Source organism: Telmatobacter bradus (genome assembly GCF_048629425.1).
Classification (GTDB): Bacteria; Acidobacteriota; Terriglobia; order Terriglobales; family Acidobacteriaceae; genus Telmatobacter; species Telmatobacter bradus.
The window spans coordinates 4324310-4339676 of the sequence record NZ_CP184532.1; the positions used below are offsets into that span (position 1 = coordinate 4324310).

General features: G+C 56.0%; 13 protein-coding genes, 1 tRNA gene, 2 rRNA genes and 1 pseudogene. 8 read left to right on the forward strand and 9 right to left on the reverse strand.

Going from position 1 to position 15367, the window contains the following annotated elements:
• Window positions 1–85 precede the first annotated feature (85 nt).
• The 7 genes from ACOBR2_RS17755 (at window position 86) to yihA (ending at window position 3872) form a co-directional block, all read left to right on the forward strand.
• On the forward strand, window positions 86–436 hold the full coding sequence (locus ACOBR2_RS17755) for a (2Fe-2S) ferredoxin domain-containing protein (RefSeq protein ID WP_420237438.1): 351 nt from the start codon (window positions 86–88) through the stop codon (window positions 434–436).
• A gap of 83 nt (window positions 437–519) precedes the next feature.
• The gene (locus tag ACOBR2_RS17760; protein ID WP_420237439.1) at window positions 520–798 is read left to right on the forward strand and encodes a DUF507 family protein; all 279 of its coding nucleotides are present in this window, start codon (window positions 520–522) and stop codon (window positions 796–798) included.
• Entirely contained in the window at window positions 795–1070 is a 276-nt protein-coding gene (locus ACOBR2_RS17765; protein WP_420237440.1) for a DUF507 family protein, read from the forward strand. The genes ACOBR2_RS17760 and ACOBR2_RS17765 overlap by 4 nt, the downstream gene beginning before the upstream one ends.
• A gap of 139 nt (window positions 1071–1209) precedes the next feature.
• Window positions 1210–1284 (forward strand) — tRNA-Glu (locus ACOBR2_RS17770).
• Window positions 1285–1608: 324 nt separating this feature from the next.
• Window positions 1609–2094, forward strand: coding sequence for a hypothetical protein (locus tag ACOBR2_RS17775; RefSeq protein ID WP_420237441.1), 486 nt, complete (start codon window positions 1609–1611; stop codon window positions 2092–2094).
• A 366-nt stretch (window positions 2095–2460) separates the two neighbouring features.
• Window positions 2461–3129, forward strand: a complete 669-nt coding sequence (locus ACOBR2_RS17780; RefSeq protein ID WP_420237442.1) for an outer membrane protein — start codon at window positions 2461–2463, stop codon at window positions 3127–3129.
• Between the two features lie 158 nt (window positions 3130–3287).
• Window positions 3288–3872, forward strand: coding sequence for a ribosome biogenesis GTP-binding protein YihA/YsxC (gene yihA / locus ACOBR2_RS17785; RefSeq protein ID WP_420237443.1), 585 nt, complete (start codon window positions 3288–3290; stop codon window positions 3870–3872).
• Between the two features lie 35 nt (window positions 3873–3907).
• On the opposite strand, the gene ACOBR2_RS17790 is transcribed toward yihA, so the two are convergent.
• Genes ACOBR2_RS17790 through ACOBR2_RS17805 form a run of 4 tightly spaced genes read right to left on the reverse strand, consistent with a single transcriptional unit; the run spans window position 3908 to window position 8143 of the window.
• A complete protein-coding gene (locus tag ACOBR2_RS17790) occupies window positions 3908–4621 on the reverse strand; it encodes a hypothetical protein (RefSeq protein WP_420237444.1) in 714 nt (237 codons plus the stop codon).
• Between the two features lie 47 nt (window positions 4622–4668).
• Window positions 4669–5070, reverse strand: coding sequence for a type II secretion system protein (locus ACOBR2_RS17795; RefSeq protein ID WP_420237445.1), 402 nt, complete (start codon window positions 5068–5070; stop codon window positions 4669–4671).
• Between the two features lie 14 nt (window positions 5071–5084).
• A complete protein-coding gene (locus ACOBR2_RS17800) occupies window positions 5085–5579 on the reverse strand; it encodes a type II secretion system protein (RefSeq protein WP_420237446.1) in 495 nt (164 codons plus the stop codon).
• Window positions 5576–8143 (reverse strand): cohesin domain-containing protein, encoded by a 2568-nt coding sequence (locus ACOBR2_RS17805; RefSeq protein WP_420237447.1) that lies wholly within the window; start codon window positions 8141–8143, stop codon window positions 5576–5578. The genes ACOBR2_RS17800 and ACOBR2_RS17805 overlap by 4 nt, the downstream gene beginning before the upstream one ends.
• Before the next feature lie 208 nt (window positions 8144–8351).
• On the opposite strand from ACOBR2_RS17805, the gene smpB reads away from it, so the two are divergent.
• Window positions 8352–8903 (forward strand): SsrA-binding protein SmpB, encoded by a 552-nt coding sequence (gene smpB / locus ACOBR2_RS17810; protein WP_420237448.1) that lies wholly within the window; start codon window positions 8352–8354, stop codon window positions 8901–8903.
• 396 nt (window positions 8904–9299) lie between these two features.
• On the opposite strand, the gene ACOBR2_RS17815 is transcribed toward smpB, so the two are convergent.
• The 5 genes and pseudogenes from ACOBR2_RS17815 to ACOBR2_RS17835 all read right to left on the reverse strand — a co-directional run bounded on the left by ACOBR2_RS17815 (window position 9300) and on the right by ACOBR2_RS17835 (window position 15105).
• Complete coding sequence (locus ACOBR2_RS17815; RefSeq protein ID WP_420240034.1) at window positions 9300–9734, reverse strand: bacteriohemerythrin; 435 nt, start codon at window positions 9732–9734, stop codon at window positions 9300–9302.
• Window positions 9695–10722, reverse strand: a pseudogene (locus tag ACOBR2_RS17820) (IS630 family transposase). Before ACOBR2_RS17820 ends, ACOBR2_RS17815 begins: the two are co-directional and overlap by 40 nt.
• A gap of 235 nt (window positions 10723–10957) precedes the next feature.
• Window positions 10958–11731 (reverse strand): sulfite exporter TauE/SafE family protein, encoded by a 774-nt coding sequence (locus tag ACOBR2_RS17825; RefSeq protein WP_420237449.1) that lies wholly within the window; start codon window positions 11729–11731, stop codon window positions 10958–10960.
• Between the two features lie 131 nt (window positions 11732–11862).
• Window positions 11863–11978: ribosomal RNA gene (rrf, locus tag ACOBR2_RS17830) — 5S ribosomal RNA — on the reverse strand.
• A 206-nt stretch (window positions 11979–12184) separates the two neighbouring features.
• Window positions 12185–15105 (reverse strand): 23S ribosomal RNA (locus tag ACOBR2_RS17835).
• Window positions 15106–15367 lie beyond the last annotated feature (262 nt).

Here is a 15367-nt window from a genome sequence, read left to right on the forward strand (position 1 = left end):
AACCAGAACTAAATAGCTGAGAGCTGAAGGCTGAAAGCTTTACACTGAAGCAGTTCACGCCCCACCTTCCCTGGAGGATCGTTCCATGCCGCCTTTTGAACGTCATGTATTTGTCTGTCATAACAGTCGTCCGGAGGGTGCGCCGCGCTGTAGTTGCTCTTCCGACGCCACCCTGGAACTGCATGCCCGCCTGCAAAAACTGACCAAAGATGCCGGTTTGGCCGGAAAAGTGCGTATCAACAAGTCCGGCTGCCTGGACCAGTGCGAACACGGGCCGGTCATGGTGGTCTACCCGGAGGCGGTCTGGTACGGCAACGTGACGCCGGAAGATGCCGAAGCCATTGTGCGCGAGCATCTTGTGGCAGGACGGCCGGTGGAACGGCTGCGCATCTCCGACGAGTGCCTGAATAATCGTGCCTGCCCCCACTGCGGCTGAAAGCCGGACCAGGATGCGGCAAGGATTCATCGCTAAACGGTGTACATAACCACGCGCTGTAGTTTATTCTGAGCCTTCAACCCATGATTTTCTCTCGCGATTACATTGGGTATCTAGCCCGCCGCACCGTCAAGCACCTCATCGACGCCAAGATGATCACGACCAGTGACCAAAAGGCGACCGAGGAGCGCGTGAGTGAGGGACTGATTGACGAACTCTCACTCGAAGATCGCATCAACGAAGAAGTGCGCGTGATTCTTGAGGCGTACTCCGAAGAAATGCGCAAATCCGGCGCCCAGTATGCCGAAATGTTCAAGAAAGTGAAGACGGAACTGGCGCGCAAGTACAAGGCGGTGCTATGAGGATCAGCCGCGACAAGTTGAACAAGCTGGCCCACGTAGTGGCTGACACCCTGGCCGAAACCGACCCGGTAGGTTTTCTGGAGGATCGCAACACCATCCGCCAGGAGGCCCGCAAGGCACTGGAAGCTGTGCTCGACGAAGAGTCGAAGATCGATCAGGCCGCCCGCCTGAAGATTTCCAACCAGCGCAAGATCATCCAGGAAGGCACCCAGGAATGGGAGATCCTTTACCGGAAGTACTACAACGACGAAGTGCGCAAGCTGGGCATCTAGTTGCTTGGGAAGCTCTTCCCGCTCAGGCCCACGCATCGACGGGCCGGGCGGGTGGGTTTTCCACTGTCCGGGCTTTGGCAGCAGGGCAAATTTTTGTTACAGTAAACAAGTGGCCGCTTGCGGCTGCCCCCCGCAGTGTGGCGCTATCGTCTAGGGGTTAGGACGTGAGATTCTCAATCTTAAAACCCGGGTTCGATTCCCGGTAGCGCTACCAAAAAAGTTCTGCAAAGCCCGCTCAATCGAGCGGGCTTTGCTTTTGCCTGAAAATACATCTATAGCAAAATCAGGGATGCTGTACCCGCAAGCCACAGGTCAAAAGTTGCCGTGCCATCAGGGAGCGGCAACCTTGCACGATTTTTCTGGAGCTACCTTTCCTGATTTTGCTCTATCGGATCCTCAGGACAAAAATCGGTCACAGTGATGCACCGTCCAATCTTCCTCTTGCTCCCCACCAGCCTCAGCCGCACCGTACAAACTTTTCCCGCAGCCTTTATCATCTAGACTGAACCTTCCGATTCAATGTACGAGAGGACCACTGATGTCAGTTTCTGCAAATCGTGTTTGGCGGCAATTGCCCGAAGAGATTCGTGTCGCCGTTAGTAAAGTATTTTGGGCTGAGTCAAAGGGCGCTGAGAAGCAGTTCTTCATTGCCACGCTGGCCAAAGTGAAAAACCTGCGTGAGGTCTTTGTCCGCAAAAGTTCGCCGGAGCGGCTGGTCAACTGGACAGCGACAACCCTGTCCCTTCCTGACCCGATCGTGGATGATCTGCTGAAGAAGTACCTCCTCAGCCAGCACCTTGCCGTAATTATCAGCTTTCTGGACTTGCTCGAAATCCCCCATTCCGAGGGCATGATCGAGGAGAGCTTTGACTACACGGCTCTGGCCAATGAGCGAGTGCAGGAAGCTGCCCGCAACTTGCTTGCATCGGCAGATCGCACGGGTGCCGAACTTTACCTGAAGTACCTCGTGGTTCAAGGCGGACCCTGGACGGGGATTGAAGACGTTCTGCCCACCGCAGAGTAAAGACCGCGGATCAGTGATTCCCATCATCTGCGGCGACATTTCTGTGCCCATGAACGGGAAGAGAGACTCTGTCGGAAAGGTATGCTTTCCGACAGCTCTGGCCTGAGTCGCCACAGACTGCATGTCTTCCTCAAACCAATTTTTCACGTCTCCAGACGAGACGTTCATTGTCCGTCCCCAATAAAAAACGGGTTGGGCGCAAGCTGTGCGCCCTTCTTCCTTCTCTCCGTAAAGGCTTTGCCCTTCATGCACAACTAACAAATGAATTCGTCGATACTGCGTGACCTCGCAGAATCGACGGGGATTTTGTCTGCTTCTGCCTGGCAGGATGCAGGCTCCAGTGTGCATGCACGGAGAGGGTTGGAAATGGTGCGGTTCAAGCTGTTTTTTCTGCTTTTTGTGGGAGCGCTCGTTGTGGCTCCAGCGATTCCGAAGGCCGTCTGTCAGGTGCAGTCGCCGGTGGCTGCCAGCCAGGACGATGACTACGAAGAGGAAGTAGATTCGGTAGATAAGATTCGTGATCATGGGGGCGAATGGAATCTGTTTGCCGGGGCAGCCGGGCTCAACACGCAGATCAACGGCTGGAACACCTCGGGAATCCTGGGCTTGCAACGGGACTTTCGTCCGATCTTTCATCTGGAACCGAGCCTGGAGGTGCGTGGCATCTACCCCCTGCAGAACGGCAGTGCGGCGGCAGAGCGCAGCGGAATGGGGGGTGTGAATCTAGGCCACCGCTTCGGGAAGTTCAAACTGTATGGCAGCGGGGAATACGGGCGGGGCAAGATCCAGTTCCCCAGTGGGTACGCCTACGGAGACTACTACTATGTGGATTGGGCCAGCAACGTGTACGCCGTCGGAGGCGGAGTCGACTATCACCTGTTTGGTCGCTGGTCGATCAAAGCCGATTATCTGCAACAGCACTGGACGGTTCCGATGGTCAGCACCGGTTCCACCTGGACGCCGGTCGGCAGCCTCAGCGTGGTCTACCGCTTCCGCAGCTCCAGGCAGCAGCGCATTCTGGACAATATTCGCTGAAAATTCGCTGAAAAATGCCCACGGCGGGGCGCTGATGCAAGGCAAAACGGGCAGGCACGCGGAATCCGTGGCCTGCCCTTTCGCTCTTTGTTCCGCAAAAGCAAGAGGAAGCGCAGACAGGCAAAATCTTGCCCGGAATACGGGTAGACTGGAAGAGTATGCGTTTATCTGCGGAATTTATGTTGTCGGCCCTCTCTGAGGGACAGTTTCCCATGGGCGAGACGCCCGAAATCGCCTTTTTAGGCCGGTCGAATGTGGGCAAATCCAGCCTGCTGAACGCGCTGGTCGGAGCCAAGGCGGCCAAGGTCTCCTCCACCCCGGGTCGTACCCGGGCCATTAACTTCTTCAAGCTTGTGGACGACCGCAGTGTGCCCCGCAGCATCTTTGCGGATCTGCCCGGCTACGGCTTTGCCAAGATCAGCAAATCGATCTCGGCCGAGTGGCCCAAGTTCATTGAGCCCTATGTAGCTGCGCGTCCGCAGTTGGCGTTGTGCGTCTGCCTGGTGGACTCCAAGATTCCCGCGCAGCCGAACGACAAGCAGCTCATCGAGTGGCTGCGTTCGATCGACCGCAAATTTGTTGTGGTGGCCACCAAAACCGACCGCCTGAGCGGCAATGAGCGCACCCGCAACCTGAACGCCCTGCGCAAGGACCTTGAGGTGGAAGAAATTCTGCCCCTGAGCGCCAAGACCAAGGCTGGCATTCAGAATCTTTGGGCCATGGTCGAAGAGATTTCACTGTAACTGAAGTTCTTTCTGCAGCAGTTCACATATAAAAATCAGGAAGCTGACGGAGCAATGCTGAAGAAAGCGCCGAGCCGGGCGGCGGTGGTTTCATCGCAGCCGAGCGAGCGCAACCGCCGAGCCTTTGCGCCCAAATAGCGCGGGCTCAGGCGCAGCCAGCGTCTTTCCTGCTCCGCAAGCTCTGGTAGCAGAGTGGCAAGATGCACTTCCAGACCGGCAGCAGGGCGTAACCAGCCCGCAGCCAGAGGCCACAGGTAGAAGGCTTCGCTTACAGGCAGTACGGCAGGCTGCAACGGTCGAGCGCCGAATTTTGTGAATTGCTCGAAAGAAGCGGTAAGCACGGCGGAATGGGCAGGATCGGAGAAGAGCAGCTCAGGCTGCACCGCGCGTTCCAGCAGATCGGCGGCAATCTCCTCAATAGGTCGGCTGACCGCAATAGCCGCGGGCTGGCGTTTGCGAATCTCATTTTTGAGAATGCGCAGAGCCTCATCGAGCGAGTTCACCAGAAAGTCGACGGCGCCGTCGCGCAGAGCTTTTTTGCAGTTTTCCTGATCGGCAGAAGCCGCCAGCGAGGCCGCTCCGGCGATGCTGGCTGCGCGCAGCATGGGGTCGGATTTTTCGGTTAGTTCCCCGGCAAAGAGGAAAGCGCCACCCAATCCCGAGCCGGGTTCAAGGGCGCGATAGCAGACGTAAACGGCCTCGATCTGGTCGCGGAGAGCGGCGTCTGTGGCGTGCGGCAGCGTGTTCATCGGATTCAGAAGAAAGAAAAGCTGGCAGAGTGGCGAGTCGTGCCGCTCTACCAGCTTGAATACGGCTGGCCGTCGGAACCGGTTTCGTCGGAGCCGGAGTGTACGTCGTCGATGCCTGGGTCGGTCTGGTCCACGGTGCTCATCGAATCGGACATATTCGGAACCCAGCTCTCTTTGGCGTGGGTCATCGGGTCTTCAGGAATCATCTTCAGATAGCCCTCCTGCACCAAATCGTCGAGCGACTGGGGGGCCTTCTGCTTGTCCATGGTGTAGCTGTCGATGGCGGCGCGCATCACGTGCAGATCTTCCTTGAGCACTGCTTCGCGGGCGCTCCGGATGGCGGCGGCAAAGCGGGGCATGGCCAGAGTCGCCAGGATGCCGATGATGAGCATGACGACCATCAGCTCCAGGAGCGTGAAGCCTGCTTCGGTTTGACGTTGACTACGCACGTAGGGCCTTCCGTTTACCAGGTGGAGTACTTGGTGCCATCCAGGGCTTTGTCCTGGGATTTGGAGTAGACGTCAAAAACGCTCTGACCACCGTAGGAATCGGAGTTCGGATCGTCCTGCATGCTGCGCATGCCCCATTCAGTCTTGCCGGTCATGGGATCGATGGGAATGTGGCGCAGAAAGCGCACCTTCTTGCTCTGCACGTCGACGCCGCTCACCAGCGTCTCCAGGTCGGGCGGATAGTTCTGGCTGTCCACCTTGGTCTGGAATGCGCCACGGTCGGCTGCGTCCTTGTAGTGGTCAATGGCGTCGCGCATCATCCACAGGTCATAGCGCAGCTCGCGTTCCTTTTGGCGCTTGACCTGAAAGCGGGCGATGGGCACAGCCGCTCCAGCCAGAATGGAAAGAATCGTGATGGTAACGATCAGCTCGACAAGCGTGAGGCCGCGCTCGGCTGCTCGTCTGGGAGCAGCCGCGGCCTTGGGCTCGTGTTGGCTGAGTTGCGTCACTTCTTGTCCGTCAGGGTCAGGTCCAGCTTGGGTGCTGGTGCTGAAACCGGCGTCTGGTTACTGTTCAGAATGCCGGCGCGGGTCATGGTAATGGTGGTCGGGCCAGCGCTCTTGACCAGGAAGCCAAGCGTGACTGCCGTGCCGGAGCCACTTACGCCGCTCGAACCCGGAGGCCGCGAAACAACTAGCGTCAGATTACCCGGGCCGTCGTCCCGCTTGACCATGGATGCGGTCTGGCCGTCACGGCGCAACAGGTCACCGGTGGCTACGTTCACCAGCTCAATCCTGGCCGGATCGTACTTAAGCTGCAGCGGCACACTGGAAATGTCGGTGCCGTTGCTGATCAGGACGGGAAGCTGAAAGACATTGCCCATCACCAATGCGGTAGCGGGCGGCGTAGGCAACGCAAAGGTAAGCGCGGGCGGCACTGCTGCGGCAGGCGCTGTTGCAGCTGCCGGTGAGGCCGCAGCGATGACCGGAGCCGAGGTCGCCTGAGCCGCGTCCCGCATCTGCTGCAGGGCAGTCGGCGCAGCAGCCTGAGCCGTTTGCGCCTTGATACCTGCGATTGGCGGCGCGGCAGCAACAGGATGATTGACTGGCGGTGCCGACGGAGGCGGCAGGATTTTGGATGCTGGCGGAGACAGCGGAGGCTGTTGCGGTGCCGACTGGTCAGAACGGCGCAGGGAGATAACCTGTCCATTGCCGGTATCAACCGCACGCAGGTTCTGCTGGCTCACGTCCTGGCTGCGCACAATGTGCGGCACTACGACAAACACCAGATCATCGTTCGAGATGCTGTGATCCTTTGAACCGAAGAGGTACTTGAGGATCGGAATGGAGCTGAGGCCGGGGACGCCCGTCCAGTTGAGCGTGGTCTGGTCGTCTTGAATGCCGCCCAGAATGCTTGCCTCGCCCTCCTTCAGACGAATCACCTGATCAATGACGCGCTGGCTGATGATGGGTTCGGTCACATCGCTGATGGTCGTGGTGCCGCTCTCCGAGCTGACCTCGATCTTCATCTTCAGCGTGATGTCGTGATCGTAATGAATGGTGGGAGTAACTTCGATGTTGACGCCCACGTCGATGTACTGGAACTGGGTGTTCACCAGCGAACTGGTGGTGGTCGTCGTGGTAGACGAGTAGGAACCAGTGGCCACCGGGATACGCGAACCGATCTTCATGGTGGCCTTCTGCGAGTCGGTAGCGCGGATGCGCGGACTTTGCAGAATGTTGGTGTTGTCGTCGGTCAGCAGCATGTTCAGCGTCGCCGATCCCACCGTAACCGCAATGTTGCTGGACGTGGCGTTGGCCAGCGTATACAGGGTGGTCGAACTGGAACTGCTGCTGGAAGTGCTGGACGTGGTCAGCGATGCGGCGAAGCTGCTCGGCCAGCTAAGGCCGATCGTCCGCTCCCAGCTCTTGCTGACTTCCATGATGGCAATGTCGATGACGACTTCAGCGCGGGCCTTGTCCAGATCGTTGATCAGCTTCTGGGCCAGCAGCAGTTCATCGGGTGTACCGCGCACCACAATGGCGTTCTGACCGGCCACGCCGTAGACCTTGGCGTTGGGCAGCACGTTGCGCACCGCCGTCTGAATGTCGTTCAGATCGTTCTGCTGGGAGGCATTGGTCAGGTAGAAGGTCTGCACAGCCTGCTCGTCCAGATCCGTGTGCTTGGTGCGGCTGTTCTGGGCTACAAACAGGCTGTTGCTGGTGATGGGACGCGAGAAGGTATTGCTCAGCGTACCCACAATGCGCAGCGCATCAAAAAGGGATACGTTGTTCAAGTCCACCTGTACGTGCTTCGAGCTGAAATCCGGATCGAAGAGCACATTGATTCCAGCCGCCTTGCCAATGGCCTGATAGACCACCTTGGCGTCCTCGGTCATGTGCAGAGAGATGGGCTCGTTCGACAGCGGCTTGAGCAAAGTGGGAGAGCCGATGCTGGCAATGTCCTGATCAGGATCCTCAATGCGCGGCACAGCGGCATCTGCCGGCAAGGGCTGCTGGCCCTGCTTGACGCGCAGCCTGGCAATCTCCTGCTGGACGGCCTCGTTGGAGGGATCGATCTCGGCTGCGTACAGGAACTCCGTCAGTGCGGCCTGATTCTCATCCGAGGCGGCCATCTTGCGGCCCCGCTCCAAATGTGTGGCAGCAGCCGAAAGCCGGATGTGAGTCAGCGCCTGGCGATAGCGAATGTCTTTGGGGTCCTTGGCGCAGGCCTTGCGGTAATTGTCGAAAGCGCTGTCGTAATCCTGACGCTGCTCGGCATCTTCGCCATGCTTGAAGTAGTAGGAGGCGGAATGGTTCAGATCCGCCGACTTGGCGTACAGGCGGACGGTACTGAAACCAAAGCTGGCCGCAAGAGCTGGAACAAGAATAGCGGTGAGCAGTCGAGAAGAAACATGTCCGGTCACGACCGGAAACTGAGTGCGGCGGTTCATCGAACTCCCGGGCGTCATGGCCGGACCGCAGCCTTCGGCGGGTCCTGGCGGGCAGCCTTGGCTACCCTCGACGCAAGTGTTGTCGTTCTCGGCTTCAGGGCCTGAAACGGCTAAATTCATCGGCCTACGATCCCTCATTTTAGCAAAACCCCTTTAAAGCGCGTCGAAACTCGCCGCCGATGCTTGAGCAAAACCAGTCCAACTGCATTCTGAGAAGCAATTTGCTGGCTTGACGCTTCCTGTTGCTCACGCCAGCCTCAGTAGATTGACTTCGAGACACACCGGACCCCAGTTTTGCTTTAGGATGAAGATTCGAGGTTTTTTCATCATGCCACGTCAGACCAGTCACGTTATCGTCGCTAAAACAGCTCCCGGACAGGCCAAACCAGCCCGCCCGCGTGATCCTGTGGCCAGCGGTGATCGCGATGCGGCTCAGAACCGTGCTGCGTACCACGAATACTTCCTGCTGGAAAAATTCGAGGCTGGGGTAGCCCTGCGTGGAACCGAGGTCAAGTCCATCCGCGAAGGCCGCGCCAACTTGCGCGACGCCTACGGACTCGTCAAAAATGGCGAAGCTTTTCTGCTGAACATGCATATCGGTCCGTACTCCCACGCCAGCTACGATAACCACGAAGAAACCCGGACGCGAAAACTGCTGCTGCACGCCGAGGAGATTCGTAAGCTACAGTCCAAGACGCAGATCAAAGGCCATACGCTCATCCCCGTGCGGCTTTACTTCCGCCACGGCAAGGTCAAGTGCGAATTGGCAGTGGCCAAGGGCAAGCAGGACTGGGACAAACGCGAGACCGAACGCCGCCGCGAAGCCGACCGCGAAGCCCGCTCCGCCATCAATGCCAGCAAACACAAGATGGGACACTAGAGCAAAAACAGAGTAGCTGTACCCAGTGGCAATTCTCTCGGGGGTCCCGTCTCTGAAATTCTCATCAATATCCAGCCTGTCCTCCTGAGCGACCGCAGGGAGGAGAAGGATCTGCGGTTGCTTTTTGCCTCTGCCGCCACGAACTTTAGAGACAGAACCCTATGGCCTGTTGACCTTCACATCACCGGCTGTATTTATCTTTCTTTTTTCACCCCGAGAGGAATATAGTCCCGGATGAAGCATAGCGAAACCCGGAATTTGCTGCCCCAAAGAAAAGGAGCGCCCCGGAGGGGCGCTCTGAATTTCAGCGAAAAACAACTTTGAGCCGCAGCATCCCACCACCCCTCCGGGGCGAATTCCCATGAACGTCAACAGCTCAAAACTAGAACCTAACACCTACCGAATCCCGGCCTTGTTCAGACACTGCCTGTATTCCATGTCTTCTTTCAGAATATGGTTCATCAGCCACTTGCGCAGGAAGTCCAGCAGGTGAATATCCAGCGAGATTTCACCCTTCTCAAAGCGGGCAATGTAACTCTTGACCTGATCGGTCAGCTCAATGTGAAGTGCTTTGTGCTCGCTCGCCTTGGGATACTGTGCGCGGATAAAATACCGTTCCTCCGTCGCAAAATGATCCACCGTGTACGTCGCAAGCTGCTTCAGTAGCGCTCCTGTCTCTTCGCGGGAGTGGCGATTAAGCATGCCCTGATGCAGTTGATTCAATGTATCTACCAGTTTTTTATGTTGACCATCAATGTCCTTATTGATTCCTGCATAAATAATGCAATGATTCAGCGCAAAGAAATGGACAACTCGGATTGGGCGATGCAGCCGCGCAGTTTTGCCTGCGAGTTCCGAATTCCGTCAATGGAGCCAAGTATGTCTTCCATCAGTTCGTCCACATCCTTTGGGCAGCTGTTGGCCAGTTCCCGCTTGGCCAATGACCAGACGCCTTCGTCTGGATTCAGTTGCGGGGCATAGGACGGAAAGTGCTCGATGCGCAGCCGGGGATGCTTTTCGAGAAATTGCTCGATAGGCTTTCCCTTGTGCGTCGATGAGTTGTCGAGGAGCAGAATGATCGGGCCGCGCAGGAGGCGCGTCAGTTCGCGCAAATACAGACAGACCTCCTCCTGCCCGATGTTGTCGTAAAAAAGAAGATAGTAGAGACCGAGATGATGTCGTCCAGGGCTGACGGAAATTCCCGAGATCACCGAGATCTTGTCGCGCTGTCCTTGGCGATGGCGGTGGATAGGTGTTTCCCCTTGTGGCGCCCAGGTTCTGACCACGTTGGGAATCATCAAGAAGCCCGATTCATCGGCAAAGACGATGTGGGCGCCCAGCCTTGTGGCGTTTTTTTTATACGCGGCCACTCTTTTTGTTTCCAACGCTCGATCTCTTCTTCGTTGCGCTCCAGAGCGCGTCGTTCCGGCTTCTGCGGAGTCCAACCGAGATCGTGCATCAACCGGCCTATGTGATCCGGGTGGTAGCTCACGCCGAACTCGCTCTCGATCAACGCGGCAATGCGTGCGGTGGTCCACAGATTGGTGCGATAACCCTGAGCCATCGGCCCCTTGAGCAACAGCCGAACAAGCTTCTTGCGCTCAGTAGCACCCAACTTCAGGGGGCGTCCAGGAGAAAAACGGACCTGCAAAGCATCGTCTCCGCGCTGCCGTCGAGCATCGCGCCAGCGCATCACTGAACTCGCGTTACATCCTATCTGTCGTCCGACTTCGTTGAGCGAGCAGCCTTCATCCAACAGCGCTAAAGCACGACGGCGACGGTCTTCCAAAAGCTCGGCACTTGCCTTCAGTCTGGGCATAGGGGTACCGTACCTCTGAAAGTATTATTGCATTATTTATGCAGTAGTCAATAATACCCACAGAATAGCTATCGTCCCATGTAAACAGGGCCATGATCTCTCCTTAGACTTTACTCGAATGATTTCTGATTCTGCTATCGGCTCAGAAAGTAGTTTCTTTAAAGTAAGCTCGCTTCGCCCAAGACGCACAAAGCCCGCTCCATGGAGCGGGCTTTTCTTCAGCAGACTCTGGTCTTCACAGGCCGCTCTTTACCAGCAGCGCAATCGCTATCGTAACGCCCACACAGATGACAAACCGGCGCACAACCTTCTTGCCCACCCGGCGTGCCCCCTTGGCGGCAACCCAGCCCCCCAAGAGCGCCGCCCCCATCATGCCAAACACGTAGGGCCACACCACCATCTTCTCCGCGATAAACAGTAGCGATGCCACGCCGTTCGTACAGAGGCTCAGAAAGCTGGTTAGCGCGCTCATCTCCAGAATGTCTTCCATGCCGATCAGGGCCAGCGCCGTCAGCATCATGATGCTCATCCCCGCACCAAAGTAGCCACCATAAATTCCCACAAAGAACTGCATGGTAAATGCGCCCACCTGCCACATCGCACCCTTGCGGTCCTGCTGAATCAACTTGTTCAACTGCTTCTGCACTGGAGCTTGGATGGTGAATAACAACGTGGCAAACAGAATCAGGTAAGGAACCAGGTGCTCAAAGATTCCGGCTGGAGTTACCCGCAGCAACATGGCTCCAATCAAGCCGCCCACCACCGAAGGGATCGCCAACAGCTTCAGGTGCAATGGAATCCGCTGAATCTCTCGCCGAAACCCCCACATGGAACCAAGAGAGCCCGGCCAAATGGCAACTGTAGAAGTGGTGTTTGCAGTAACTGCAGGCAGACCCAATCCAATCAGGGCTGGAAAGGTAATAAGTGTTCCTCCGCCGGCAATGGAGTTGATCGCGCCAGCTAAAAAGGCAGCGGCCATGGCAAGCAGTAGATGGGGAAGGGTACACATGATTCTATTTTCTCAGGAAGTCGTTGAAAATTGTATGCATCAGGATTCTGCGGAGGAGGGCGTTTTCCCAGAATAAGTATACAAACGCAAGTAAGCCCGCTCAAAGGAGCGGGCTTACTTGTCGATATTGATGCCGGCGGTGTCCTAATCTCCCACACAGTTACCCGTGCAGTACCATCGGCCCAGCGAGGCTTAACTTCCGTGTTCGGGATGGGAACGGGTGATCCCTCGCGGTATGGCCACCGGCAAACTTGGTGAGCGCCTGGAGGTTGTTTTTCCTCAGCTAGCCTCGGCATCTGCGTGGACTGGATTTTTTCTCCCAGGCCTTGCAGGAACGCGGCATGCAACCTAGCGCCACAAACTTGCTCGTATATCGAGCTTGCGACATTTTAATTGATTGGGTGAACACGAGGCTTGAAGAATGTCCGCTCAAGACTGCGCGGAGTTAATTCTATGGACAAGCCGAACGGGCGATTAGTACTGGTAAGCTACACGCATTACTGCGCTTCCACCTCCAGCCTATCAACCAGATGGTCTTTCTGGGCCCTTCAGGGAGATCTCATCTTGAGGCATGCTTCCCGCTTATATGCATTCAGCGGTTATCATAACCGAACTTCGCTACCCAGCCGTGCCATTGGCATGACAACTGGAACACAAGAGGTTCGTCCATCCCGGTCCTCTCGTACTAAGGACAGGCCCTCTCAAATCTCCTACGCCCACAGCAGATAGGGACCGAACTGTCTCGCGACGTTCTGAACCCAGCTCACGTACCGCTTTAATAGGCGAACAGCCTAACCCTTGGAACCTTCTACAGCTCCAGGATGCGATGAGCCGACATCGAGGTGCCAAACCATTGCGTCGATATGAACTCTTGGCAATGATCAGCCTGTTATCCCCGGCGTACCTTTTATCCGTTGAGCGATGGCCCTTCCATACAGAACCACCGGATCACTAAAGCCTACTTTCGTACCTGCTCGACTTGTAGGTCTCACAGTTAACCACTCTTATGCTTTTGCACTCGACGGCCGATTTCCAAACGGCCTGAGAGTAGCTTCGCGCGCCTCCGTTACAATTTAGGAGGCGACCGCCCCAGTCAAACTACCCGCCTAACTATGTCCCTCTCCCGGATCACGGGAGCAGGTTAGAGTCACAACTATCGCAGGGTGGTATCTCACCGTTGGCTCAATCAAGTCCGAGAACCTGATTTCAAAGCCTCCCACCTATCCTGCGCAGCGAGAATCATAACCCATAGTTAAGGTGTAGTAAAGGTGCACGGGGTCTTTCCGTCTAGCTGCGGGTAACCGGCATCTTCACCGGTACTACAAGTTCGCCGAGCAACTCGTTAAGACAGTCGAACGATCGTTACGCCATTCGTGCAGGTCGGAACTTACCCGACAAGGAATTTCGCTACCTTAGGACCGTTATAGTTACGGCCGCCGTTCACCGGGGCTTCAATTCAAAGCTTCGCTTGCGCTAACCTCTCCTTTTAACCTTCCGGCACCGGGCAGGCGTCAGCCCCTATACGTCGTTTTAGACTTTGCAGAGACCTGTGTTTTTGTTAAACAGTCGCCGTTCGCGCTTCACTGCGGCCCACCAGATGGTGGGCGCTCCTTCTCCCGAAGTTACGGAGCCAATTTGCCGAGTTCCTTAACGAGCTTTCACTCGAGCGCCTTTGGATATTCTCCTCGTCTACCTGTGTCGGTTTGGGGTACGGTTCCCGTTGTTCTCCTTAGAGGTTTTTCTTGGCAGCGTGAAATCAGCAGCTGAATCCCATACGGGCCTGTTTTGCACCTCACTGTTAAGAAGTGGTGGATTTGCCTGCCACTTCCAGCTTACGTGCATCAACCGTCATAGCCATAGGACGGCCTGCTTATCCTTCTGCGTCACCCCATCGTCAAACGAACATTGGGAGGTCCGGAATATTAACCGGATGTCCATCGTCTACGCCTCTCGGCCTCGACTTAGGTACCGCCTAACCCTGAGCGGATTAACCTTCCTCAGGAAACCTTAGACTTTCGGCGCGGAGGGTTCTCACCTCCGTTATCGCTACTTATGCCGGCAGGGTCTCTTCTCAACGCTCCACCAGTCTTCTCAGTCTGGCTTCAATGCTGTTGAGAATGCTCTCCTACCACGCACACACCTAGTGTGTGCATTCGCTGCTTCGGTGTACAGTTTTAGCCCCGTTGTATTGTCGGCACCGGACCGCTTGACCAGTGAGCTATTACGCTTTCTTTAAAGGATGGCTGCTTCTAAGCCAACCTCCTGGCTGTCTGAGCGTTCCGACTTCCTTTCCCACTTAACTGTAACTTGGGGACCTTAGCAGGCGATCTGGGCTGTTTCCCTCTCGACTACGACGCTTAGCCGCCGCAGTCTGACTCCCGGATATGTTGTCACTGGCATTCGCAGTTTGGTTGGATTCAGTAAGCCGGAAAGCCCCCTAGTCCATCCATATCTCTACCACCAGTGCAATTCGTCCGAGGCTAGCCCTAAAGCTATTTCGGAGAGAACGAGCTATCACGGAATTTGATTAGCCTTTCACCCCTACCCACAGCTCATCCGAGCTTTTTTCAACAAACACCGGTTCGGACCTCCAGTGCGTGTTACCGCACCTTCATCCTGGCCATGGGTAGATCATCCCGCTTCGCGTCTATTCCTGCCAACTTAATCGCCCTATTCAGACTCGCTTTCGCTGCGGCTCGCTTACGCTTAACCTTGCTGACAAGAATAACTAGCCGGCTCATTATGCAATAGGCACGCGGTCAGACATTCCCTTACGGGCATAGTCCTCCCACTGCTTGTAGGCACACGGTTTCAGGTACTTTGCACTCCCCTCGTCGGGGTTCTTTTCGCCTTTCCCTCACGGTACTGGTTCACTATCGGTCAGAGATTAGTATTTAGCCTTACGGGATGGTCCCCGTGGATTCAAGCAGGGTTTCACGTGCCCCGCCTTACTCAGGTATCCGATTCGAGTCTGGATTGTTTTCGCCTACGCGTCTGTCACGCTCTATGGATCTCCTTCCCAGAAGATTCAGCTAACAACCAGATTGGTAACTCTACTGTTTCGGACCCTACAACCCCCGAAGCACCGAAATGCTACGGGTTTGGGCTGTTCCGCGTTCGCTCGCCACTACTTACGGAATCGAGGTTTCTTTCTTTTCCTTGAGGTACTGAGATGGTTCACTTCCCCCAGTTCGCTTCAACCAACCTATGTATTCAGTTGGTGATTCCTAAGGTTTGCTTAGGAGGGTTTCCCCATTCGGAAATCTCCGGTTATAACGCCTGTGTGCGGCTTACCGAAGCTTATCGCAGCTTGCCACGTCCTTCATCGCCTATCTCTGCCAAGGCATCCACCGTGCGCCCTTAGTAGCTTGACCATAGAATTAACTCCAGCGCAGGGTCGCATCACTGCGTCCTGTTGTGCGTTAATTAGGTCCACGCCTTGAGATCAGATCACTTTCATCTGATTCCTAAAGACACTCTTCATAATTCGAACATTTACCAATTTGCATTAGTAATTGCTCGGCCTTGTATTCTTACATTCGCTCTGGATAACTCGTAACTTCGCGAACCTCACGGTCTGCTGGTTACATTCCAGAGGAATGACCCAATCAATTAAATTGTCAAACATCCAAGCGA

Coding starts and splice junctions, on each gene's coding strand:
- ACOBR2_RS17755 (WP_420237438.1), top strand. CDS start 86: ATGCCGCCTTTTGAACGTCATGTATTTGTCTGTCATAACAGTCGTCCG.
- ACOBR2_RS17760 (WP_420237439.1), top strand. CDS start 520: ATGATTTTCTCTCGCGATTACATTGGGTATCTAGCCCGCCGCACCGTC.
- ACOBR2_RS17765 (WP_420237440.1), top strand. CDS start 795: ATGAGGATCAGCCGCGACAAGTTGAACAAGCTGGCCCACGTAGTGGCT.
- ACOBR2_RS17775 (WP_420237441.1), top strand. CDS start 1,609: ATGTCAGTTTCTGCAAATCGTGTTTGGCGGCAATTGCCCGAAGAGATT.
- ACOBR2_RS17780 (WP_420237442.1), top strand. CDS start 2,461: ATGGTGCGGTTCAAGCTGTTTTTTCTGCTTTTTGTGGGAGCGCTCGTT.
- yihA (WP_420237443.1), top strand. CDS start 3,288: ATGCGTTTATCTGCGGAATTTATGTTGTCGGCCCTCTCTGAGGGACAG.
- ACOBR2_RS17790 (WP_420237444.1), bottom strand. CDS start 4,621: ATGAACACGCTGCCGCACGCCACAGACGCCGCTCTCCGCGACCAGATC.
- ACOBR2_RS17805 (WP_420237447.1), bottom strand. CDS start 8,143: ATGAATTTAGCCGTTTCAGGCCCTGAAGCCGAGAACGACAACACTTGC.
- smpB (WP_420237448.1), top strand. CDS start 8,352: ATGCCACGTCAGACCAGTCACGTTATCGTCGCTAAAACAGCTCCCGGA.
- ACOBR2_RS17825 (WP_420237449.1), bottom strand. CDS start 11,731: ATGTGTACCCTTCCCCATCTACTGCTTGCCATGGCCGCTGCCTTTTTA.